At 48.5% G+C, this 23034-nt stretch carries 17 protein-coding genes; 11 read left to right on the forward strand and 6 right to left on the reverse strand.

The genetic code is table 11. The annotated features are described in order from the left end of the window. Positions 1–189: 189 nt before the first annotated feature. From HRU79_06735 to HRU79_06755, 5 genes are all read left to right on the forward strand, one after another. Complete coding sequence (locus HRU79_06735) at positions 190–543, forward strand: hypothetical protein (protein ID QOJ26361.1); 354 nt, start codon at positions 190–192, stop codon at positions 541–543. A gap of 59 nt (positions 544–602) precedes the next feature. Next, complete coding sequence (locus HRU79_06740; GenBank protein ID QOJ26362.1) at positions 603–2762, forward strand: hypothetical protein; 2160 nt, start codon at positions 603–605, stop codon at positions 2760–2762. 25 nt (positions 2763–2787) lie between these two features. Beyond that, positions 2788–4449, forward strand: a complete 1662-nt coding sequence (locus HRU79_06745) for a hypothetical protein (GenBank protein ID QOJ26363.1) — start codon at positions 2788–2790, stop codon at positions 4447–4449. Positions 4450–4481: 32 nt separating this feature from the next. Beyond that, positions 4482–5873 (forward strand): hypothetical protein, encoded by a 1392-nt coding sequence (locus tag HRU79_06750; protein QOJ26364.1) that lies wholly within the window; start codon positions 4482–4484, stop codon positions 5871–5873. 115 nt (positions 5874–5988) lie between these two features. Next, complete coding sequence (locus tag HRU79_06755; protein ID QOJ26365.1) at positions 5989–7260, forward strand: OmpA family protein; 1272 nt, start codon at positions 5989–5991, stop codon at positions 7258–7260. 7 nt (positions 7261–7267) lie between these two features. Here HRU79_06755 and HRU79_06760 read toward each other — a convergent pair whose 3' ends face one another. Genes HRU79_06760 through HRU79_06775 form a run of 4 tightly spaced genes read right to left on the reverse strand, consistent with a single transcriptional unit; the run spans position 7268 to position 11263 of the window. Further along, positions 7268–7918, reverse strand: a complete 651-nt coding sequence (locus HRU79_06760; protein ID QOJ26366.1) for a hypothetical protein — start codon at positions 7916–7918, stop codon at positions 7268–7270. Positions 7919–7922: 4 nt separating this feature from the next. Beyond that, positions 7923–9380, reverse strand: coding sequence for an amidophosphoribosyltransferase (locus HRU79_06765; protein ID QOJ26367.1), 1458 nt, complete (start codon positions 9378–9380; stop codon positions 7923–7925). Next, the gene (locus HRU79_06770) at positions 9380–10093 is read right to left on the reverse strand and encodes a YebC/PmpR family DNA-binding transcriptional regulator (protein ID QOJ26368.1); all 714 of its coding nucleotides are present in this window, start codon (positions 10091–10093) and stop codon (positions 9380–9382) included. The genes HRU79_06765 and HRU79_06770 overlap by 1 nt, the downstream gene beginning before the upstream one ends. 33 nt (positions 10094–10126) lie before the next feature. Beyond that, complete coding sequence (locus HRU79_06775) at positions 10127–11263, reverse strand: GNAT family N-acetyltransferase (protein ID QOJ26369.1); 1137 nt, start codon at positions 11261–11263, stop codon at positions 10127–10129. An 89-nt stretch (positions 11264–11352) separates the two neighbouring features. Between HRU79_06775 and HRU79_06780 the strand changes: the two genes are divergently transcribed. Next, positions 11353–12711 carry a M20/M25/M40 family metallo-hydrolase gene (locus HRU79_06780; protein ID QOJ26370.1) on the forward strand — a complete coding sequence of 453 codons (1359 nt, stop codon included), beginning with the start codon at positions 11353–11355 and terminating at the stop codon, positions 12709–12711. A 14-nt stretch (positions 12712–12725) separates the two neighbouring features. On the opposite strand, the gene HRU79_06785 is transcribed toward HRU79_06780, so the two are convergent. Further along, entirely contained in the window at positions 12726–14567 is a 1842-nt protein-coding gene (locus tag HRU79_06785) for a M28 family peptidase (GenBank protein QOJ26371.1), read from the reverse strand. Positions 14568–14639: 72 nt separating this feature from the next. On the opposite strand from HRU79_06785, the gene HRU79_06790 reads away from it, so the two are divergent. Next, the gene (locus HRU79_06790; GenBank protein QOJ26372.1) at positions 14640–16130 is read left to right on the forward strand and encodes a polysaccharide biosynthesis C-terminal domain-containing protein; all 1491 of its coding nucleotides are present in this window, start codon (positions 14640–14642) and stop codon (positions 16128–16130) included. A gap of 37 nt (positions 16131–16167) precedes the next feature. On the opposite strand, the gene HRU79_06795 is transcribed toward HRU79_06790, so the two are convergent. Continuing rightward, positions 16168–17682, reverse strand: coding sequence for an AbgT family transporter (locus HRU79_06795; GenBank protein ID QOJ26373.1), 1515 nt, complete (start codon positions 17680–17682; stop codon positions 16168–16170). Positions 17683–17735: 53 nt separating this feature from the next. On the opposite strand from HRU79_06795, the gene HRU79_06800 reads away from it, so the two are divergent. Genes HRU79_06800 through HRU79_06815 form a run of 4 tightly spaced genes read left to right on the forward strand, consistent with a single transcriptional unit; the run spans position 17736 to position 22775 of the window. Then, positions 17736–18422, forward strand: coding sequence for a YggS family pyridoxal phosphate-dependent enzyme (locus tag HRU79_06800; protein ID QOJ26374.1), 687 nt, complete (start codon positions 17736–17738; stop codon positions 18420–18422). Positions 18423–18424: 2 nt separating this feature from the next. Beyond that, on the forward strand, positions 18425–19624 hold the full coding sequence (locus HRU79_06805; GenBank protein QOJ26375.1) for a cation:proton antiporter: 1200 nt from the start codon (positions 18425–18427) through the stop codon (positions 19622–19624). A 59-nt stretch (positions 19625–19683) separates the two neighbouring features. Continuing rightward, positions 19684–20352 carry an NAD(P)-binding domain-containing protein gene (locus HRU79_06810; GenBank protein QOJ26376.1) on the forward strand — a complete coding sequence of 223 codons (669 nt, stop codon included), beginning with the start codon at positions 19684–19686 and terminating at the stop codon, positions 20350–20352. Further along, positions 20349–22775 carry a carboxypeptidase-like regulatory domain-containing protein gene (locus tag HRU79_06815; protein ID QOJ26377.1) on the forward strand — a complete coding sequence of 809 codons (2427 nt, stop codon included), beginning with the start codon at positions 20349–20351 and terminating at the stop codon, positions 22773–22775. Before HRU79_06810 ends, HRU79_06815 begins: the two co-directional genes overlap by 4 nt. The last annotated feature ends 259 nt before the right edge of the window (positions 22776–23034 follow it).

The raw sequence follows: 23034 nt of genomic DNA on the forward strand, positions 1-23034 counted from the left end.
TACCGTGTTAAATGGCTTAGAAATTGTTGCTCTGCCGACGGAATTCAGAGAAAATCACGTTAACCAAGTAAGGATAAACATACTTTTTATACGTTTTCTTTTGAATACTTCGTTGTTTCAGCCTATTTTTAACGCAATTGTGCAGAATAACTAACTTGTAGAAACAGAATTTCAGCCAGGAGTAATGATATGAATCTTCGAATAACCGGACTTTTTGTTGCGGCTTTCTTGGTAATGTCGGTTGCCATCACGGCAGCCATGCGCTGTGATGACAATGCAAAAAACTCGTCATCGTGCATGTCGAAGTCAACCAGTCAGACAGCTGGAGCCAAAGCCGAGGATGCTGACAACTGTGCAACCTCAAAGAAAGCATGCTGCTCAATGAAGGCAAAAGCATCAGCCAAGAAAGTATCGAATTCAGGCGCCGGTACCACGGCAAAAGCAAGTAGTGGCTGTTGTATGACCAAGAAGGGTGCAGCGGAAACATCGATGTCGAAAGCTGACAATGCAAAACTCAACGACGGAACATCGGTTCAAAAGTGAGACAACCAGAAAACGAAAACGGGTTAATAGTTAGCCCCTTACAAGCCAGGAGGTAGTATATGTCGAAGGGTGGAGCAGGGAAAGTTTACTTCGTGCTCTACTTGGCAGTTATTCTTGAACTTCTCATCATCATTGTAGAACGTGATGAAGCAGAAGAGCATTTGATTGCCAAGCAGAAGGAATCAATGCGCATCGTGGAGAGCATTCTTGCCCAGCTTCAGGTAGGAGCCGGGTCAGAAGGTATTAACACGCGTCCGCAAGACCAGATTACGATACCGCCGCCAGGTGTTAATGTTAAGGAAGCAATTGGTGCAGATATTAAGCCGGAACGGAAGTACCTGGTTGAAGTTGGGATAACAGACGTTGTATCGAACCTGAAGCAGCAGGAATCCGAAGAAGCCGAGGATTACGTTGAGCGTATGATGCGCTTTCTAAAACTGTCCAACGTATCTGACCTGAAATATGAAATTCTGTACTCCGGTGACCAGGGTAGCGAAACGGTTCCCCAAGACAGTTCGTCGTGGCAGCTTAAATCGGTTTCGTCTCTTGACTTACAGGTAAAGGACATGGAAGCCAGGGTTAAACAGGCATGGGAGCAGAACCGCACTAATCCCAAGGCCTTCATTGAACAGATGCAGCGCATACTGATTGAGCCCAAGTACTCTCAGCCTCAGGTAACGGCATTTAAACCTTCCGGAATTCAGGATCCCGAGTACTATTACAGTCAGGAAGAAACCCAAAAGTTAGGTCCTGAAATTTCGCGGAAGAAACGATCGTTTGTTGTGAATTTCGAACCCCGTGATGCCGGTTGGTATAAGTTGCGGTTTTCGTCACGAACAAACCAAATTCTGGGCGTAACCATAAAAGAAGGGGCTAGTCACGCAGAAATCGACCCGGAAGAAAAAGTAAATATTGGTACTGTCCAGCTTAAAGTAAAAGACCTGCTCAAGGTTCGTGAAGAATTAACCCGAAATACCGAAGGGTTACCAAATCCTGACCTTGTAAAAACCAATATCGAGCAATTCGATAAAGCAATCAACAAGTTGAAGGATGAAACAGACGACCTGCCCACAAAAGCACGTATTCAGTTGTTTGGAGCAATTGTAAAACTCACAACTCCGGGAATTCAGGCCGAGAATGCTTTCGACAGGAATCGTGGCGTGATGGAGTTTAATATCCATGTGCTGAAGCCCACGCCTCAGATTACCGATCCAAAGATTGCCGACCTTGAAAATGTTGTCAGAGTCTTTGATAAACTGTCCAAGCTGGTGCTGCCAATGCAGGTAACGCCGTCTAATGGCAAAACCGAATTTCTGGCACAACCAGGATCTGCCTCAGTTGTGGAATCCGGTTCTTCCTCAAGTTCCTCAGGAAGTGGTTCAACCAAGTGGGTTGGCAAAAATCTCGTAATTCCGATTGCCGGGAATCTTGCACCACGCGATGAACCATACGTATTCCAGTTAGCTCAGGCTAATGGTCCCAAGAAATCTGAGCCGGCAGTATGCTCGGTTTATGTGTATTCGTCGTCGATAAGTAATGCTGACGAAGTAAAGAACTTCCTCGAAGTTTCGTGGGGTGACGCACTGGAATTAGTGGTTGTACCTTCATCAGGCAACACGATTAAGCCCAGTGAATTTATGATGCAGTTTGATATGGGAACCGGAGCTCAGATTGCTCCACTGCGGAAACTGAACGTACAGGCCAGTGATGCAGTATCAGTACCTCCGGGTACGGCAAAGGTGACGTTGAATGTTGCCTGGAAAGATCCGCGTACAGGAGAAGTAGTTCCAATATGGAGTGGCAGCGGAGATGTTGGACTTAAAAAACCAACAATTGTAACCAGTGATATGACGGCCGACCCAATTACTGATAACCAGACGGGCGAGTTTGTTGTAAAAGGCATTCAAGTCCGTGCACCGTCAATAAGTGCTGATGGGAACGAGCGTGCAAGTATCGGTTCAGTATCTGTGAATATTGGCAATACCTCTGTTCGTGACATGAAAACGGGTGCAACCTTTAAAGCTGTTCCTGTTGGCAAGCCAAGAAAAGTTTCAGGCAATGACTACGAAATCACGCTAAAACTTCAGGGTGGCAAGTTCCCCCTTACCAAGGGCAGAGTAAAAGGCAGTGTACAGGTTACAATCTCTGCAACTGCCAGTGCCGACGGAGCAGAGTCACGTCCACGCATGATCACTAAAACTGTTAACGTAAGTAATTGACGACCAATAATAGAGTGCAACGCAAATGATGCGTACTATAACTTCAATAATCTGTTTTATGGCTTTCGCTCTGGCAATGGTGCCGGTGCAGGCGCAGCAGAATGCCCAGATTAAAAATCTGCTTCTGCGTTTTAAGAACTGGCGATACGGCATGATATCCTTATACAAGGTACCCGATGCCGACGAAGCAGAATCTATGCGCCGGTTAAACATCCTGCTTGGCCCGCGTGAGCCGGAAATAACTGACGATGCCAAGGAATGTAAGTCCCGCGATGATGTGGAGAGTATCGTTCTTACCGGCGGCGAAGGCATGGAAGAAAAAGAAATTCAAAACATTCTACGCAAGCCTGGCTGCAAAGCCTACGAACGGTATTACACTCAAAAGGTAGCCTGGGAAAAAGCTCAGTTTAAAAAGGCGTATGTGCTAACCACACGTCGCAATCAAAACGAACCTTTTGAGATCATTGGACTCCTAACCCAGCGAAATTCGGAAAGCTACTACGCTCTAAAGGATGACCTGGATCCGCCAACGGATATTTATATGCCGGCGCAACTGCAAAATGTTGACCTGGAAAAACAATTCCTCATGGATGGTCAGGCCTTAAAGGGGAAGGACATCCTGGGCGGAACAGCCGCAGCCACCCTACTGGATTACCTTAATAACCAGCTAATCCAAAGTAACTATGAAAATGTTACTCCCGAGGCACAAGGTATTGGTGAAGAGGGAATCCGCTTTGTACAAAAGAAGTATGGTAATACACTAGGTATTCCGGAAGACAATGTTCAAACCTACATGAGAATATCAGAAGGTTTACCACAGGATTATCAGAATAACAACGAAGTAATTGTTAGTGTTGCCGACGGTGTATCATACCGCCGATACGAACGCAAACATGTAGGCGATGCCGCATCGGAAGAAGTTGACAGTACTCAGCCAACTAATGCAAATCTTCCACTGTACGGTGTTGAACTCCGCTATGGTCTGGAAGATATCAATTACCCATCACTGTGGTCAAACCGTACGGCAGTAAACGCACTGTGGGGTTCATCGAAGCTTGGACTAATTCTTCCCACAGCCGGGTGGAGTGAGCTTGCAAAAACGTTTGGCAATACTCAAACAATGACGTATGCCGGCCTCGGCATTAATGGATCCTTTGACTTCCCAATTAAAGTTATTGACAACAGCGGAGTTTTTAACGTTGCATTAAGCTATGTTTTCGACGATGCAACTCAGAGCGACCACATGCGATTAAGCAGCACAATGAACCGCTGGGAAGACTACCTGGTACGGTATCATGCAACAATGCAGTATTCGTTTGCTGTCAGCATTGACAAAGACTACCTGTTCAGACTCCGGCTGGGTGCTACGATTTACGGTATGGAAACATGGACGCCGTTCAACCAAGGTACCGATTCGGCTGACTTCAGAAATGTATCGAACACTACAGTAGGTGGCGTATCAGGCCGCGTTGAGTTTATGACCACCAGCTGGTCTACACCGGCAGGCTTCTCTCTTGGTTACTTCGACGAGACTGTCCTTGGTACAGCATGGTTGCAAATCCCGGTTGCCGACAGCTTCTCATTGCGCATTGATACCAGGGTTTTCGCACCCGTGTTCAGAGATCCCAGACCATGGGAAACATCTGCTGTTGTTATGCCGGCCATACGATTCATTTTTAACTTTTAGTACAGCCCCCTTCGAGAAATCAGGTATCACCCATGAAGAGATTCTCAATAGCGTTATCAACAGTATTCGTGTTTTTAACCGGTGCCTTCCACGCCGGTGCACAGAATTCAACCGAAACGATTGTACAGGCACTCAAAACTATCGACCCGGAAATTCTTCAGTATTTCCCAAGATGGCGTGTATGTGAGCCTGACTTAAAAGTCCAGATCAAGCAGACCTTTGCACTGATGGGGTACGATAAGGACAGGCTCGACGAAAACAATATCGTTGTAACATCTGCACCGATACGTGCTGACCAGGCTGAGCCCGAGTATGACCTTATCTTAATTGAATGTGGTCAGGAAAAGATGGTGGCTGCCGAAATAGCCCAGAATATGCGTAAGCTGGGATTCCGTCTTGCAGAACCCAAACGTGCTTACTGCTTTCAGGATATTCCGCCGGCATCGCCTCCCAGTAGTGCTCAGGCCGAGGAGATTATCAATTACATGGAGCCAACAAACGTAACGCATGCCTTTACGCTCTCGGCATTCGATCAGGTTCTGAAAATCGGTAAGAGTGGTTTTTGGTTGAAAGCATCTACCGGTACAGATCAGGTTGGTTATCCCTACTGGTCATCGGGCGAATCCAGAATCTATCTGCAACGTCCGCTTTATATTAACTCTGATTACGAAACAAGAACAGCTATCCCGTATTTGATTAACGCCCGTTTAGGATTTGGATACAGGCTTACCGGTTCGATGGATGGCCAGGAGCGTTTGCTTGACTTTGTTCCGGGACGTCGCCTAAATTCCGGTTATGGCGGGAAACTGGTTGGCGGTATTGACTTCCACCTGCCGTTGCATCCACAGTTTGGTGTTGGCCTGAACATGGAGATACCGTTACAAGGTATTACAAACTCTACCGGGGTAGACCCTACAACATATTATCAGTTCGATATTGAGTCTCGCCGGATTACAGCACCTTCGTACCCAGTAGATCCAGCATCAACAACATACGTGCTTCGTTCCACCGGACAGGCCACGTTGTTTTATAACTTCTGGTTTGGTGAAAAGGGTCCCGAGAATTTCTTTAGGATTGACGCAGGCTTGGGGTACTACGACGTTCGCGAAGCAGCGATGTTCAGAGATACAACAGTTCAGATGAGCTACCTTGCCTACCAGGGTGTTACCGGGTTAACGCTGTACCATCCGGATGAAGTCCTTGACTGGATTTATGCTAAAGTTGAATATCGAAATCAGGGGGCTTTCCCGTTTGGTGTTTCTGCTCAGTACTCGAATCAAATTCTCCTTACACGGGCCTACCTGCCAATTTTAGGTGACTGGCTGTATGTTGAAGGGAAATACAGTACGGCGCTAAGGGATGCACAACCCTGGGAACGTGATAACTTCTTTATGGTTTCTCCGGTTTTACGACTGAACTTCTAGTAAGTAGAATGAAGATATTGTGATGTCTATAAATCCAAGGCATCAAATCGAAAGGGCGTTCAGTAGGTGCGCCCTTTTGTGTTTCGGTCTGGTACTGCTGATGTGTGCCGTGCCCATGTATTGTCTTGGTCAGACTAACGACTCGCTTGAGCAGGCAGCCCTTAAAGCAGAAAAGGCGAAAATTCAGTCTTCACTGGAAGGTCTCAGACTAATTATTCAAAATGTTGACATCTCGAAATTCCCGCAAATAAAACTAATTGTGGAAGCGTATGATGATAGCAGCAGAGTGCTTGAAAGAATCGACCCCAAAACACTCACGGTAATGGAAGATGGCGTAGAGAAGCCGGTGATTTCTATTGAAAAAATCACAATAACAGAGCGAATACCGGTTGACTTCGTTTTTCTGGTTGACGTGACGGGTACGATGCAGGCATACATCAATGGGGTTAAGAACAACATCGAAAACTTTGTTGAAGCGTTGCGTACCAGAGGGATTGAATACAGACTGGGGCTTGTTCTGTTTTCGGATATTATTGAGGAGGTACACCAGCCTACCACGGATGTAAAAGAGTTCCTATCCTGGTTAAACAAGGTGTTTGCCAGTGGCGGGTTCGATGAGAAAGAAAATGCTCTCGAAGCTATTCGTGAAGGAATGGAGATGCGGTGGAATCCTGCTGCCAGCAAGGTTCTGGTGCTTGTCACCGATGCACCCTACCATCAGTTTGGAGAGAAGGGCAACGGTCGAACCTACTTGAATACCGATATTGTGATAGAGCAACTGCAAAAGAGTAAGGTACGTTTGTTTTGTATCACAGTCCCGGGTTTGGCAGGATACAAACAAATGTCAGACGAAACCAACGGAGCTGTGTACGATATCCGTACGTCGTTTTCGCGTATTCTTGACCAGTACAGTACACAGCTCACCAACCTGTATGCAATTTCGTACAGAACCGATGCCAAGGTAATGAAGGATTCGATCAACGTATCGATTCTTGATGAGCGTAAAAGGCAACTGATTAAGCAGTTAATTCCGATTGTAGAGATTGGAAGAAAATTTATTATCGAAAACTTGCTTTTCCCAACAAATAGTGCGGAATTAAGCCAATCAGTCGAGGAATTAGATGTACTGGCAGAGTTTATGGAAAAACGTCCCACGATGCGGGTACAGATAGAAGGGCATACCGATAATATTGGGTCAGCTCAGTTGAATATGACCCTGTCTGAACGGCGTGCCGAGAGCGTAAAGGCTTACCTGGTACGAAAGGGTATAAAGCAAGACAGAATTAAAACAGTGGGTTACGGCCTTACACGACCAATTTCTACGAATACCACAGAGTTTGGCAGGTCGTTAAACCGTCGTACAGAAATTGTGATTACTCAAAAGTAACAGGACGTTAGTTATCAGCAATTTCACGTTGAAGGCGGGTATAGGTTCCGCTTAGCAGAATCTGTGAATACTCCTGCGTTATCCGATTCGATGCCGTATCCAGGTATGAAACTACGGTCACTGGCGCCCTGGAGGCATTACGCCACGAAATTGCGGATACAGATTGACGTGTTCTGTTTACAATCGCACGTTCTTCTCTGAGCGATCCAACATCTGACAGTGTCCCAATTACGTAAAGTCTTGCAGGAACGTCGCTCTTGGTTATCAAGCCGGTAATCATCGAGAGAATTAAACTTTGCTTCCCGGTAATCATATCCGGAGTGTCCGTCATAGCCCTACGCAGCTGGGTTACAAACTCGCCGGCGGTAGCACACCACGGATCGGCCACCGTACTGCCAATAATAAACTCGGTCGTAGATGTGTCGGCACCAATATCAGCCATGATCCCGGATACAATTTTGTTCTGCTTATCAGTGTGAACCGGGCTTACTACAATGGCGTAACAAACGGACGTACTGGCTGCCGAAGCTTTCTTATTGAGTACGGCAGTTGGTTTGTGCCATTCCCCGTAAAGAACAGATAGAACGGCGGCCAGGGTGATTATAAAGGCAAATCCTCCAAAGACGTATTTCCAGCCGTGCCTGGTTGCTTTGATCATACCGCTATTCTTCGATAACCTGCTTGAACTCATTAACGTCAACATCCGGTGAAACCGGGTAGTTTCCGGTAAAGCAAGCAGTGCAGTATCCCGTGGCAGCATCCTGCGGGACAGCATCCATAAGACCGTTAATGCTAAGATACCGGACAGAGTCTACGCCAATAACCTTGGCAACTTCGTCCTCGGTCCGATAATGATGTGCAATCAGCTCGTTGCGGCTGGGGAAGTCCATACCGTATATGCAGGGGTGCATTACAGGCGGTGATGTAATGCGAAGGTGAACCTCGCGGGGTTTTGCCATACGAATCAAGCCAACGAGTAGCTTTGATGTAGTGCCGCGGACGATGCTGTCATCTACTACTGCCACACGGTTACCTTCCAGCACACCGCGCACAACGTTAAACTTTGTTTTAACCTTAAACTCCCGCTGATCCTGGCCGTAGGCAATAAACGTCCGCCCCACATAGTGCGATCTAATCAGGCCGATTTCGTATCTCGTTGGGAACGATTTTTCATTCACCCTGGCATAGCCCAGTGTAGCCGTGTTTCCGGAGTCAGGGACAGAGATAACGACGGCCTTATCGTCTTCCGTTCCGGCAAGGGGGCTTTCCTCTGCGAGGTTTTTGCCAAGCTTTCTGCGTACCTTATCAACTGCGTGACCAAAGATCATCGAATCGGGTCGGCTGAAATACACGTACTCAAAGATGCAGTGGCGCGGTTCAGGTTTTGTTTCGGCAATAGCAAAGGATTGCATTGTTCCGTTTGTAATGGTATCATTGTTGAACACTACAATTTCGTTTGGCTCCACATCGCGGATGTACTCTGCACTAAGAATGTCCAGCGCGCAGGTTTCACTGGCAACGATATAGGCCGTCCCTTGTTCGTGTTCAAGTTTGCCAATGCACAGAGGCCGGAACCCGTGCGGATCTCGAACCGCATACATTGTGTTATTGCCTAACATGACAAGCGAATAAGCACCTTTAGTAATTTGAGCGGCCTCCCGGATTTGTTCTACCTGTGTTGGCTGCTTGGAGCGTGCAATCAGGTGCATGAACAGTTCGGTATCGGTTGTTGTCTGGAATATGGCGCCATCGCCTTTCAGCTGATTACGCAAGGTACGCGTATTTGTGAGATTGCCGTTATGAGCAAGAGCAAACAATCCGCCGGTATATGAAAAGTGAAACGGCTGAATGTTGGCAACTGTACTTAATCCGGTGGTGGAGTATCTGTTGTGACCAATTGCAACAGAGCCACACAATGTTTTTTTGAACACATCATGGTTACCAAACACATCCAGAACAAGCCCCTCACCTTTATGGACGCCCATACGAGGCTTGTTGTCCTGCTGGTACACGGTTACAATTCCACTAGCCTCTTGTCCGCGGTGCTGTAATGCATGCAGTGCATAGTAGGTTAAAATTGATGCATTCGGATGATTAAAAACCCCAACAACAGCACACATTAGTCTTCATTCATATTGTGAAAAACATTCTGGACATCTTCGTCTTCTTCCAGCTTCTCAATCAACTTAATTACTTCTTCGGTTTGCTCATCGGTTAAGGTTATGCTCGAGCTTGGAATACGGCGCAGTTCAGAATTCGACACTGTGATTGAAGACTGCTCCAGAGCTCTTTGCATACCGATAAAGTCTTCGAAGGCGGTTGTAACAACCAGTTCGCCATCCTGTTCGCTGATATCTTCGGCGCCGTTTTCAATCAGGAGCAGTTCAAGCTCGTCCCTGTTTCCAATATTGGCGGGTATTGTAAAAACGCCCTTGCGCGTAAAGATAAATTCCAGCGAACCGCTCGTACCCAATTGGCCGCCATTCCGGTTAAAGTACGACCGGATGTTAGCAACCGTACGGGTATTGTTATCGGTTGCAGTTTCCACCCATATTGCAACACCATGCGGACCGTAGCCCTCGAAGTTAACTTCCTGTAATTCGGATGCATCCTTCGACGATGCCTTCTTAATTGCATTTTCGATATTGTCCTTTGGCATATTTGCCGCCTTTGCGTTCTGGATTACAACGCGAAGGTGGGCATTGGTTTCCGGGTCAGGTCCACCTTGTTTTACAGCAACCGATATTTCTTTGCCAAATTTCGTAAATGTCCTGGCCATGTTGGCCCAGCGTTTCTCTTTGCGTGCTCTGCGAAATTCAAATGCGCGACCCATAGTGGGAATACTACTGATGAAAGTTGAAAAAAACTAATGTTCCTGAGTGAGTGATTTCTGATACAGCCTGTAGGTCCGATACAGCTCGGCGTTCATTGTTTGCGTTAGTCCACGCACCATCATGGTATTGTCTTCCAATATCCAACTTGCCTCGGCTCCCACCATACCCTTACGTTTAGCCCGTTCGCCAACCTCGTAATAGAGAGCGGCATCTGCACCCGAGCGCTGGTGTTCCGGAAGAACGCCCAGAACGATGATGCGCAGCCGATTGATTTTCGTTTTCTTGGTAAGTAAGTGAAAGCCGGCACCCAGCAGGCTTCCGCCCCGATTGTAGATCAATGCCTGGTTTACATCAGGGAGGGCAAGAATAAAGCCAACGGGCTCGCCCTTTATCTCTACAAAAAAAATAAAATCAGGATCGGCAATTTGTTTAAGATCCGAAGCAAGAAAATCAAACTCCGCATCGGTCATCTTTACAAAGCCCCAGTTTGGCTGCCATGCCGTGTTGTACATTGACTTTATTTGTTCAACATCCTTTTTAAACTGTGCTTTGTCTTTAAAGTTAACATTACGGAACGTGATGTGTCTGCGTTCAATAAGCGACTTCATCAGGCCGGAGAGCTTGTCAGATCGATATGTTTGAGTGCTTACCCAGTATGCGTGTAAGTCCTTAATCTTACTGTAGCCCGCTCTCTGTATTAAATCGGCATAATATGGTGGGTTGTAGGTCATAAGAATTACAGGCGGACCCTCAGCCCCCTCCACCAACAATCCGCATTCATCATTTTGCGTTGGATTTACCGGACCCCGCACGTGTTGTAAGCCACGATCTTTCAGCCATTGCTCTGCCGCCTTAAACAAGGCATTCGCAACGTCCTGGTCATTGATACATTCAAAAAAGCCAAAGAAACCTACATCATCATTGTGTGTAGCCAGATGATTCCCGTTTCTTATCGCAGCAATGCGTCCAACGATTGTACCATTGCGTTCAGCAACAAACAGTTGAATTTGGGTGTGAGCGTATACGGGATTTTTGGTGATACTTAGAAGTTTCTTCCGTTCAGAAACTAACGGTGCCACCCAATTCGGATCGTTTTTATAGAACGACCACTGGCACTTGATAAACGGTAGGGTATTGCCGGGTTCAAGTGCGGTGATGCTTAAATTCATAATGTTGTACGCCGATGGTTCGGACAAAAATAGAAACACCGTGATTAGCCACGATGCCTAATCTTTACCAATTACTATCTGAACAGCTTATGCAATACATCCGAATACTGACGCTAACATTGTCTGTTTTTGCAACCATGGCTTTGGGCAGTCCACTACATGGCGCTTCACCTACACTGCCACACGCTGCCGGTGTGCTTGCCTCCACGCTTGCTGATGGCGATACATTGTGGAACGAAGTTGCCGGGTTTGTTGACAAATTCCCGCGCCGTCTTAGCGGCTCTCAGGCACTCGAGGATGGGATCAACTGGCTGCTTAAGCGGCTCCGTGCCGATGGATGGCGGGTAAACAGGCAGAATGTGCATGTTCCCGTGTGGGTCCGGGGTACGGAATGGTGCAAGTTGGTGGAAGGGGGCCCGGCACACGCGATGCCGATGGCTGGTCTGGGAGGCAGTGTGAGTACTGGCGGAAAACCGCTCAGAGCACCGGTACTGGTTGTTTCGAGCTTTGCGGATCTGGAGCAGAAAGCACACCGTGCAAAGGGGAAGATCGTGGTATGGAATGTACCGTTTTCAACCTACGGTGCAACGGTAGAATACCGTTATTCCGGAGCCAGTAAGGCGGCCGCTGTGGGTGCCGTTGCCTCACTGGTACGGTCAGTAGGACCGTTTGGAATGCAGACACCGCATACCGGCATGATGGAGTATGACGATACCTTCCCAAAAATACCGTGCGCTGCAATCACCATCGAAGATGCCTTGTTGCTCCAGAGGCTGCAGGATGCTGAGCAAGTTCCAGTTGTTGAACTGTATATGGAAGCCCGAGAGCTTCCCGATGCTGTGTCGGGCAATATTGTTTTTGAAATTCCGGGTACCGACCTTGCAAACGAAGTGGTTGTCATGGGCGGACATATCGATTCCTGGGATCTGGGTACCGGCGCAATGGATGATGCTTCGGGGTGTTTTGTTGCCTGGAGAGCCTTACATGCTATTCGGCGTGCAGGTTTAAAGCCACGGCGAACACTACGCGTATGCTTCTGGACGAACGAGGAGAATGGGTTACGCGGGGCACGTGCATACGCAGAACACACACGTCACGAAAAACATTTTGCCGCCATGGAAATTGATGGAGGCACGTTTAATCCTACAGGCTTTAGCGGTTCAGTTCCCACCTATATGAGAACAAACATTCTGGAAATTCTGGGTTTACTGAAACCCGTTGGAGCCACTACCTGGGCCGAGGGTGGCGGCGGTGCCGATACATCGCCACTTGCCGAAAAGGGCGTTCCTGTTTTGGAGCTGACGGTGGATACTACAAAGTACTTCTGGTACCATCATACGGAAGCTGATACGCCTGATAAGCTGGACCCGCAGGAACTAAACAAGTGTACCTATGCAGTGGCCGTTATGGCATACGCATTAAGCTGTATGGATTCTCAGCAGGAATAGACTCCACAATACCGTTACCGTGCGGGTGCGGCAAGGGTGACACTGAATTCCATGCTGGTACCGTTTCGGATAACGGTTACCTTTACAACGTCACCAGGATTTTTATCACCCATGGCTGCTGTCAAGTCATAAATATTTTTAACGGCTGTTGACCCAAATTGCGTGATAATGTCGTTTGCCTGTAAACCGGCTTTTGCAGCCGGTGCGCCATCGCGGACGCCCGAGATAAGCAGTCCCGCCGGGTTATCCGAGTAGTCGGGGATTACTCCAAACACGACTTTAAAGCCGGTGGAGGTATGGTTTGCTGATGGCTTTTCGGCACCCTCGGTAAAAAGGGGCCGTTCGGTAGTGTCGGCAACAGACCGCACAACAGTCTCGATAAAGTCCAGTATGCGTGCCTCGCCATCGTAGTTGAGTTTCTCCCATGTGTCGGTGGGTCGGTGATAATCAGAATGCAGGCCGGTAAAGAAGAATAAAACAGGAACTTTCAGCGGTGTGAACGAACTGTGGTCACTTGGGCCAAATCCATCGGTGGTAGTGCTAATTGTAAAGTTGAAATCCTTGTTGGTACGTTCAATTAGTTCTGGCCACGTTGTGCTGGTACCCGTACCATGGATGTTCAGCTTGTTGTTCGTAAGATGCCCAATCATATCCATGTTGATCATTGTAACCAGGCTCTTCAGTGGCAGTGTAGGGCTTTGAACCCAATGTTTAGATCCAAGCAGACCTTTTTCCTCTCCTGAGAATGCCATGAACACCACGCTTCGCTTAGCAGGTGACTCTGAAAAGCGCCTGGCAAGCTCGAGCATTCCGGCAGTTCCGCTTGCATTGTCGTCGGCGCCGTGATGAATTGCCGGCTCCTTGCTAGCCGCCAGAGAGCCCTCGTCGCCAAATCCCAGATGGTCGTAATGTGCTCCAATCACGATGTACTCACCTGAAAGTGAGGGGTCTGTCCCCCGAACCATACCAACAATATTCCGTGTGGTACTTTCCTTGAATTCAACATCGGTTGTAATCGTCACGGTAGTATTGGGGAGCAAGTAGGACTGAGGCTTCCGCTTTTTATCAATTGTTTGCTCGGAGTTAAACAAGGTTGGTACGCTATGCGGGAAAATCCCTGCACACTGTGTTCTGCGAACCTGCAGTGCAACAATTCCCGACTCCTTGCCAAACGAGTCGGTACCAAACTTTGACAAGACATCGGCGGAATCGCCCCGACTATTAACCAGAATAATGGCAGCTGCGCCTTTGTCACGGGCTGTAGTAACTTTTGACCGGATTGATGCCAGTGTGTAAAACCCATGGTTTTTTTCTGCCCATGCCGGAAGCCCCCTAAGGGCAATAACGACTGCACCCTTGACATCAACACCTTTATAATCATCGTAACCCTGTCCGGGTGTGGATATGCCATACCCCACAAACACAACCTTGCCGGTGACTGACGTACTTCTGGTAAAGCTGTACGGCTGGTAATCCTGTCCAAGCTGCCACTGTATGCTGAGTGCGGGAACCTTTTCAATTGGCACGCCGGGACGTTCGCGCTTAACTGAAAATACTACGGAGTTATTCTTTCCAAGTTCTGCCCTGGTAACCATGGTAAACGAATTGTTGAATGACGTGGCCTTGCCTGCAGGTACCAAACCCATTGTGGTAAACTGTGTGGCTATGTAATCCGCAGCGCGTTCAATTCCAGGCGTTCCCGGCGACCGGCCCTGGCATTCCTCTGATGCCAGATATTTAACTGATTCAAGCAGCCTTTGCGCCTGGGGTGTGGAAGCAGTTTGCGACCAAACCAGTCCGGGAATCAGGAAGGCAGTAAATAAAAAGCCGGAAATCAGCCGAAACAACCGTTGCATGAAAGAGCCTCTGTACTTTTGTAGGAATGAGCAAAACTATGTATCAGTGAGAGTGCTGCCAACAGAATATTCATGAGCAGCAAGTTACGGTCATTAGCCTCTGACACACTTGTTTACGGTGTTTCTACCGTTGCAGGGCGTTTTCTGACGTTCCTGCTAACTCCCCTGTACACCAACTACCTTACAGCTTCGGAAATTGGCGACGTAACGGCAATCTATGCTGCCATAGCCTTTATTGCGGTTGTGTACTCGCTGGGACTGGAGCCTGCCTACATGCGCTTTTTTGAGCAGGATAATGAGCAGCGGTCGCAGAGTGCTTTTCGTGCAGCATTCCTTGGTGTGGCACTTGTTGGCACGCTCATTACCATAGTAACAATAGTTACAGCAGAGTCAGTTTCCGCATCACCGTTTCTGCAGTTAGGCAAGGGTGGTAGCCGGCTGGTGCAGATAGCCGCATTCATTCCGCTTCTTGATGCACTTGTTTTAATACCGTATGCCCGGTTACGAATGATGCGCCAGCCCGGGCAGTTTGCCCTGATGCGTCTGCTTGGCATCGTAATCAATGTTGCGCTCAATGCATACTTTCTGATTTGGTTGGATATGCATATCGAGGGTGTTCTGTGGGCAAGCGTTATCACAAATGTTCTGGTATTCCTGGTGTTTGTTCCGTTGGTTTCTCTGAAAGCCGCTGAGCCGGTTTGGGGCATAATCAAAGGAATGCTGCGTTTTGGATTGCCCACAGTACCTGCCAGCTTCTCGTCGATTGTTGTTATGGTAGCAGACCGTACGGTAATGCTGATGCTTACCTCGAGTGCAACCTTGGGTTTGTATCAAACCAACTTCCGGCTGGCGTTACCGGTAATGATGTTTGTTACCGTATTTGAATACGCCTTTAAGCCATTCTATCTACAGCACCGCGCTGATGATGATGTTCGACTTCTGTTGTCGAGAATATTAACACTATTTACCGCCGTCTGCGGCTTGATATTCCTGGTAACAGCTCTGTTTATGCCGTACGCGGTACAGCTCCCATTTGTTGGCGGGAAGTTTATTAACCCGTTGTATTGGAAGGGCTTGGTTATTATTCCGGTTGTGATGCTGGCATACTACTTTAATGGCGTGTACATCAATTTGGCGGCAGGCCTACATATCACGATGCGGACATGGTGGCTCCCAATTTCAACGGGTGTGGCTGCAATTGTAAACGTGGTTGCAATGCTTGTCCTGGTCCCTCAAATGGACATCATGGGGGCTGCCTGGGCCAAGGTCATTGCCTATGCAGCCTCAGTCATCGTTCTATCGGTGTATGCGCGTCGTGTGTATCCCGTACAGTACGATTATAAGAAGCTGGTCATTACGCTTCTGACAACCGGTGTTGTGTACGGGCTTGCGGTGATACCCGAGTTAGCTTCGATAACCGGCATTATTGCTCGCGTAGCAGCAGTGCCCGTGTTTATACTGGTACTGGCTGCCGTTGGAGTTATCCGCAAATCGCTCATTACCTCTGCGCTAGCATTGCTGCCGGGACGACGAAACCACGGTACGAAACAGCATGTGCGATAGTGGCGGTTTACGTTAGTCAAAGCCCCTTCCCATCGTCTTACGGGATCGGAATAGCTACCTGTGTATCGGGACCAAGGGGAATCCCAAGATAAATCCAGGCCAGCATGAACAACGTCCACACGATAATAAACGAAATTGAATACGGTATCATCAGGCTTAGCATTGTGCCCAGCGATGCTGACTTTGTATAACGCTGCATAGCAACCAGAATCAGCGGGATATAACTCAGCAGTGGGGCAATCATGTTGGTTGACGAATCACCGATTCTGAATGCCAACTGTGTAGCTGCGGGATGAATACCAAGTAACATAAACATCGGTACAAAAACGGGGGCCATGACAGCCCATTTTGCCGATGCACTGGCGATAAGCAGGTTAATGACAGCCGCAACGATCACAAATGCTGCCATCAGTATAGGACCGTCAAGGTGCAGCCCCTGCAGGAACTCGGCACCACGCACTGCTACAACCACGCCCATATTAGACCATGCGAAGTAGCTGATGAACTGCGCCATTACAAAGCTGAGCACGATATAACTTCCCAGAGTACCTAACCCATCGGATGCCATGGTAGCAATATCCTTATCGGACCGTGCCGTCTTCGTTGCAACTGCATAAACAATACCACTTACCAGGAACAGCAGCATCAGTATTGGTACAATACTTTTTTCAAGGGGCTTAAGCGTACCTGCAGCATCGCGAAGGAGAGCACCATCGGGCACACTCACAAGTGCAACCACACCAATTCCGATGATGAATGACAGAAGTGACAACAGCAGTGCTCTCTTCTCGGTGTGGCTGATGTGCCGCTGCATTTCGTCGGGTCCGGTGAGTACCGTGCTTTTCCATTCACCAAGTCTTGGCTCTACAATTTTCTCGCACACCACTGAACCGATGGCGGTAAGGAGAAAGGTAGAAACAATCATGAAATACCAATTACCGGCAACATTCATCGCGAACGAAGGATCAATTAATCGGGCACCGGTATCGGTGATCCCAGCCAGCAACGGATCGAGTGACGTTATTGAAAGATTCGCGCTAAAGCCTCCGGCCACTCCCGCAAACGCCGCCGATAATCCTGCAAGAGGATGCCGCCCCACCGCATGAAAAATCGCTGCACCAAGTGGTATCAGCACAATATAACCGGCATCGGCAGCCAACGATGAATTAACACCTGCAAAAACAACAGCCGACGTAACAAGCCACCGGGGCACCGAAAGCACGGTAACACGAAGCGCTGCCGTGATTAAACCACTCCGTTCTGCAACAGAAATTCCTATCATTGTAACGAGTACAAGTCCCAGCGGAGGGAAATCAGTAAAGTTTTTGACCGCGTCGGTGACCATGCGTCGCAATCCATCGGCAGACAGAAGGTTTACAACACTAATGGTTTCCTTTGTGCCCGGGTGTACAACTGTGGTGTTTGCCGCCGACAGGATCCAGGAAGCAAGCACGACAACCGCCGCTGCGATAAGGAAGAGTGTTGTGGGGTCCGGAAGACGGTTGCCTAACCGCTCGACGACATCAAGGAAACGGAGGAAAATTTTTTTCATAAACGAAAATATTCTTGAATGCCGAGTAAACAAACAGAATTATCTTCGCTGCTATGAATATTCAAACAAACATTAAAATTCTGATGCAACGGCTTCACATTGCCTGTGAGCAGAATAACCGGGATATTGGAGAAATGCGAATCCTGCTTGCTACAAAGGATCAAACCCCGGAACAAATTAGTGAGGCTGTTGGAGCCGGATTACACCTGTGCGGTGAGAACAAGGTTCAGGAACTTAAAGAAAAAGCTGCTCAGCTGAAAAATGTTGATGTTGTGTGGCACTTTATTGGTCATCTGCAGACCAATAAGGTGATGGACTGTGTTCAGATTGTGAATTGTGTTCAGAGTGTGGACAGGGCTTCGCTGGTGGACGAACTGGAAAAGGCCTGTGTTCAGCTGAACCGGCATCTGGATGTTATGGTTGAAGTGAACACCAGTGGCGAAGTAAGTAAGCACGGCTGTTCGCCTGCTGAGGTTGATGCATTGCTTACGCGTATTGCATCAGCAAAAAGGCTCCATGTTCGGGGGTTTATGACGGTAGGAGCACTATCTACCAGTGAGAAGACTGTACGCAAAGGATTTGCCCAGTTACGACAGATTCGCGACTCTGCCATTGAACGAAAGCTGATACCTGAAACGGCACTTGAACTTAGCATGGGGATGTCGGCTGACCTGGAGTGGGCAGTTGCCGAAGGCTCTACCCTGATACGGGTAGGATCGGCAATCTTCGGAGGAAGGTAGCCGTGCCTCATGTTGACTTTATTGATGAACTGGTAATTCTGTGTATTACCGCTGTTGGTGTGATCCTGCTGTTCCGGAAGATCAACCTTCCGCCCATTATCGGATTGATTGCGTCAGGTGTTCTGCTTGGCCCCATGGGCCTGGGTATGATGGGTCAGGACACCCTTATTAATGGCCTGGCCGAGCTTGGAATTACTCTTCTGCTGTTTACAATTGGCCTGGAATTTTCACTTGATGATTTAATTGAACGGCGTAAGCTGGTTATCGTTGGCGGCACTCTGCAGGTTGTGGTGTGTACGGCGATTATTGCGGGCGGCGCTTTTGGGTTATCGGTACTGACAGGTTACGGACTGACTCTTGAATCTGTAATCGTTATAGGCATGGCATTTTCACTCAGCAGTACAGCGTTCTGCATGAAACTACTGAACGATAAGGGAGAACTGTTTACACAGCACGGCAAGGCAGTTGTTGGTCTTCTTGTTTTTCAGGATATCATCATTGTACCAATGATGATTGTGGTAAGCCTTCTGGCACCCGGCAGCAACGTCACCTTCTTTGCAGTCCTCCTTCGCATTGGAATTCTGGTAGGCATCGTAGCGGGTTTGGCACTCCTGATGCGTGTGTTAATGCCCAAACTGGTAAAATATGTGGTGCGCACAGATTCTGCCGAAGTGCTGGTGTTGGGAGCACTGGGTTTGTGCTTCGGTGCTGCCTTTATCACCCAGTCACTTGGGATGTCACTGGCACTTGGCGCCTTCCTTGCCGGCGCCACAATTGCCGAAACCGAAGAGTCGAAATACATCGAGCGCGTTATGGCACCTTTCCGGGATGCCTTTACAAGTGTCTTCTTCATGTCGGTAGGGATGCTGCTGCACATTAACTGGAACTGGCTGCATGTTAACTTACTGGCTGCTCTGGGTGTTATTGTTGCTAACGCAGTGGTGGTTGCCCTGCTGCTTAGAGCACTCGGAACGCCAAAGCGTACGGCTATTATTTCAGGCGTGATTCTTGCCGAGATTGGCGAATTCTCCTTCCTTGTGGCCACCACTGGCAGAATACAAGGTATCCTATCGGATGAGGTGTACCAGAATGTTCTGGTGTGTATTATAACCACACTGGTTGTAACGCCGGTCTTGGTGAATAAAGCGCCCAAGATTGCCGATTATTTCTCCAGGCCGGCAGCGCCGTTGTCGCAGACATAGGGTTGCACGAATAACATGCACACCGCAAATGTTGATTATCATTAAATACTGGAAACAGAATGGACATTAGTACGATGCACATTGGCATTGTGGGGGCATCCGGCACCATGGGTTCTGCTCTTCTTACACGAATGCTGAACGCAGGATTCCAGGTACACGCTTTCGATGCAAATCCGGGTACTGTACACGACCCCAAATATCACGGTACCACTCTGCACGTTCATGAGTCGTTGCAGGCGGCCGTTAAAGCATCGGACATTATCCTGCTGGCAGTCCCATACCCTGCAGAACGACATATTGCGGGGGTCCTTGCCGATTACGCCGACAAGAAAATTGTTGTGAGTATTACAAATCCGTTGTCCGATACACTTGATGATGTGGTAACCACACATGATGAAAGTGCTGCCGAGGGTTTAGCCAGCCTCCTGCCACAGAGTATAACCGTAAAGGCATTTAATACACTATCAGCAGCAGCATTTGATGTTCAGCAAAACGGCAAACCGCTCTTTGATACGTTTATTGCCACTGATCATCCCGAAGCCGCACGCATTGTTGAGCGTATCATTAACAGCATTGGTTTCCGTGCCTGGTACGTTGGTGGTTTAAGTATGAGCAGGACACTTGAGCGAATGAGTGCAATGCTGATTGGTATTTCTAAGCGCTATGAATTGCAAGGGGCTTTGGGGTGGCGGATCGTTCAGGAAACACCAGATCGCGGCAGGGGATGATGAGTACTGTACGCAACGCTGTGGTACTCTTGGTTGCGGTAATTGTATTACCGGTTATCGTGCATGCACAGAGTGTTCAGCGTGGAAGCGTGGTCAGCGCAGAAACAGGTGAACCCATTGGTGGTGCATTGGTGCGCGCTGCAGGTACAACACGAGGCACATATACCAATTCCCGGGGAACATTTAAACTTCCGCTTCAGGCTGAGATGAAAATGCTGGAAGTGCGTAGTATCGGATATGCCGCAACAACTCTGCCGGCTAATACGAGTGCTGATATTGTTATCCGGCTTCAGCCCTCCGACGTACGAAAGAAAACCGTGGAAGTGGTTGGTAATATTCAGGCCGACGAGATTATTAAACGGGCTATCGCACATGCTGTTACGAATGACGAGCGGCTAAGAACTATGGAGAGCACAACATATTCCAAGCTTTATGTGAATATGGATGCTCCGATTCTGGGGAGCTCTGCCACGGCTGCGGAAAGCATTATGGAAACATTCTCGAAGGTGTACTACCGTCGGAACCCCACCCGCACGAAACGGGTACATATTGTTCAGCGCAGACAAACCCGAAATATCCCTTCGGCCAATAATCTTGCGGTGTTCGATGAGTTTTTTAATTTAACTCGGCCGGAAGTAAACTTGTTGAATACACGTCTGGTATCGCCCCTTTCATCCAACGCACTCAACACATATACGTACCGCATCGCAGGTAAGCGAATGCTTGGAGATAAACTTGTATATGATTTGGAGTTTGAACCGCAATCGCACTTGTTTCCGGGTTTTGCCGGTACCCTGAGTATCGTGGACGGTACCTACCAGGCAATATCGGCTGACTTTGCCATAACGGAAAGTACCGCCATACCGTTTGTGACCGGTCTGAAGATAAAGCAGCAGTACGAACCGATCAGCGATAGTATCTGGGTGCCCATGTATCAGCAAATGAGCGGTGATGTTCACGTACAGCTATTGGCCGGGATTGCCTCCGTAAGCCTTGGCGCATCAGCAGAAACATACGTGACCGAGGTGCAGGTAAACCACACAATTGCAGACAGTTTGCTGCAACCGGCTGCAACGTCTGCCGCTGAACCTGAAATGAAGAGCGGCTCGGTGCAGGTCCGAATGGTGGATGCTCATAAAGTGGTAACGGTTGATAAGGATGCCGACACATCAAAGTCAGAATACTGGGAAACGCACTCATTCTCCGAAATGAGCGATGCCGAAAGAGAAGTGTATCGTGTAGCAGATAGTGTGGCGGCCGCAACCCCTGCATCGTCCGACACAGCCGTCCGTGTGCAGGTGGCACGGTCGGGGCTGTTTTCACTGGCATTGCTCCCACAGATTACACGTACCACCATTACGCGATGGGCGTTTGGACTGGAGGCAGAGATCGGTGTGGGACCGGCCGCCGTTACTCCGCTGATTCTGTGGGGCAGTAACAGTTCCCGGATTGCAAACCTTGGTGTTAGCGTACAGCTGCTTGAGGGAACATCTACAAATCTTAAACTAACAGGACATCTGTTTTCGGATGTACAGACTGTCCAGCCACGGCGTATGATATTAGGTGGTGAGGAGGTATTTAACCTGAACCATATCCTGTTTATGGAGTATCACGATTACTACCGGCGTGAAGGATGGGACGCAGGTGTGGGGCTTCAGTCTGGTGCATTTACGTCGGCTCTGTCATTTGAATGGTCACGGCACCGGGCCGATAGTGTTCTGACCAATGTACCCCATCCCATTGTAGCACCTGATGTTGGTAATTATCAGGTTGTTCGTGCTGCCGTGTCGTGGAATATCAAAACCGGGCTGACGGCACTTCTTGGCTCGGAGCCACCCCTAAAGGCTACGATACAGGCCGTTGCGGGTCTGGAGGTTACGACTGACAGGCGGTTTGCCACGCTGGGAGCAACAGTGGGATACCGGCTTGAAACCATAGAAACCGGCTACCAGCCAATGCGTTTGGATATCGACGTCTCGGCAACAACTACACTGACGGACTGGGTACCGGTACAGTACCGGGGAAGCCTTCTTCGGCGCTACCCTGCCTTTGGATCAACAACAGACCTGGCTACTGTTCCCACAGATCGGTATGGCGGCACGTCTGCAATTGTTCTTCATGCCGAACATAACTTTTCTGACGTATGGTGGAGAGCCATAGGCTTGCCGGTATTTGCAGGTGGGAGAGGCACAGACCTAATTGTGCAGTTCGGAGCCGGCATCGCAAAAAACACCCTGCCTGAAGTACTGTCGGTATGGCAGGCAACACCCACCCCCTACATGGAAGCCGGCTTCGCGCTGTCCAGAATCCCGTCCTTCATCAGTGATCTTGTTACGCTTCGTTTTGATGCACTGTGGCCGGTAGGGGGCTTGGCATCTGCCGGGTCGTTCGGGTGGTCAGTAGGCGTGAGTACGCCCTGGTGATAAAGCGTAATTCTGAAAACACCTTCTTCTGAGTGGTTGGGACAGGGTGTTCGAGCTTTTTGCATTATAACAACCTTATTGATAACGACGGCTGGTATCTGGCCGGCCAGGTAGATATGCATAATACGACTGGCATCACTCAGCCCAACAAGGGTGGAAAATACAGATGATGCAGCGATAATCCTCATCCGGAATTAATAAAACAGTCATTTTTTGTTAATCAAAAATCAGTTAATATTAAACGAATAAAATAAATATC

Source organism: Ignavibacteria bacterium (assembly GCA_015709655.1).
In the GTDB taxonomy this organism is placed as follows: domain Bacteria; phylum Bacteroidota; class Ignavibacteria; order Kapaibacteriales; family Kapaibacteriaceae; genus OLB6.

Coding starts and splice junctions, on each gene's coding strand:
- HRU79_06735 (QOJ26361.1), top strand. CDS start 190: ATGAATCTTCGAATAACCGGACTTTTTGTTGCGGCTTTCTTGGTAATG.
- HRU79_06740 (QOJ26362.1), top strand. CDS start 603: ATGTCGAAGGGTGGAGCAGGGAAAGTTTACTTCGTGCTCTACTTGGCA.
- HRU79_06745 (QOJ26363.1), top strand. CDS start 2,788: ATGATGCGTACTATAACTTCAATAATCTGTTTTATGGCTTTCGCTCTG.
- HRU79_06750 (QOJ26364.1), top strand. CDS start 4,482: ATGAAGAGATTCTCAATAGCGTTATCAACAGTATTCGTGTTTTTAACC.
- HRU79_06755 (QOJ26365.1), top strand. CDS start 5,989: ATGTATTGTCTTGGTCAGACTAACGACTCGCTTGAGCAGGCAGCCCTT.
- HRU79_06760 (QOJ26366.1), bottom strand. CDS start 7,918: ATGATCAAAGCAACCAGGCACGGCTGGAAATACGTCTTTGGAGGATTT.
- HRU79_06765 (QOJ26367.1), bottom strand. CDS start 9,380: ATGTGTGCTGTTGTTGGGGTTTTTAATCATCCGAATGCATCAATTTTA.
- HRU79_06770 (QOJ26368.1), bottom strand. CDS start 10,093: ATGGGTCGCGCATTTGAATTTCGCAGAGCACGCAAAGAGAAACGCTGG.
- HRU79_06775 (QOJ26369.1), bottom strand. CDS start 11,263: ATGAATTTAAGCATCACCGCACTTGAACCCGGCAATACCCTACCGTTT.
- HRU79_06780 (QOJ26370.1), top strand. CDS start 11,353: ATGCAATACATCCGAATACTGACGCTAACATTGTCTGTTTTTGCAACC.
- HRU79_06785 (QOJ26371.1), bottom strand. CDS start 14,567: ATGCAACGGTTGTTTCGGCTGATTTCCGGCTTTTTATTTACTGCCTTC.
- HRU79_06790 (QOJ26372.1), top strand. CDS start 14,640: ATGAGCAGCAAGTTACGGTCATTAGCCTCTGACACACTTGTTTACGGT.
- HRU79_06795 (QOJ26373.1), bottom strand. CDS start 17,682: ATGAAAAAAATTTTCCTCCGTTTCCTTGATGTCGTCGAGCGGTTAGGC.
- HRU79_06800 (QOJ26374.1), top strand. CDS start 17,736: ATGAATATTCAAACAAACATTAAAATTCTGATGCAACGGCTTCACATT.
- HRU79_06810 (QOJ26376.1), top strand. CDS start 19,684: ATGGACATTAGTACGATGCACATTGGCATTGTGGGGGCATCCGGCACC.
- HRU79_06815 (QOJ26377.1), top strand. CDS start 20,349: ATGATGAGTACTGTACGCAACGCTGTGGTACTCTTGGTTGCGGTAATT.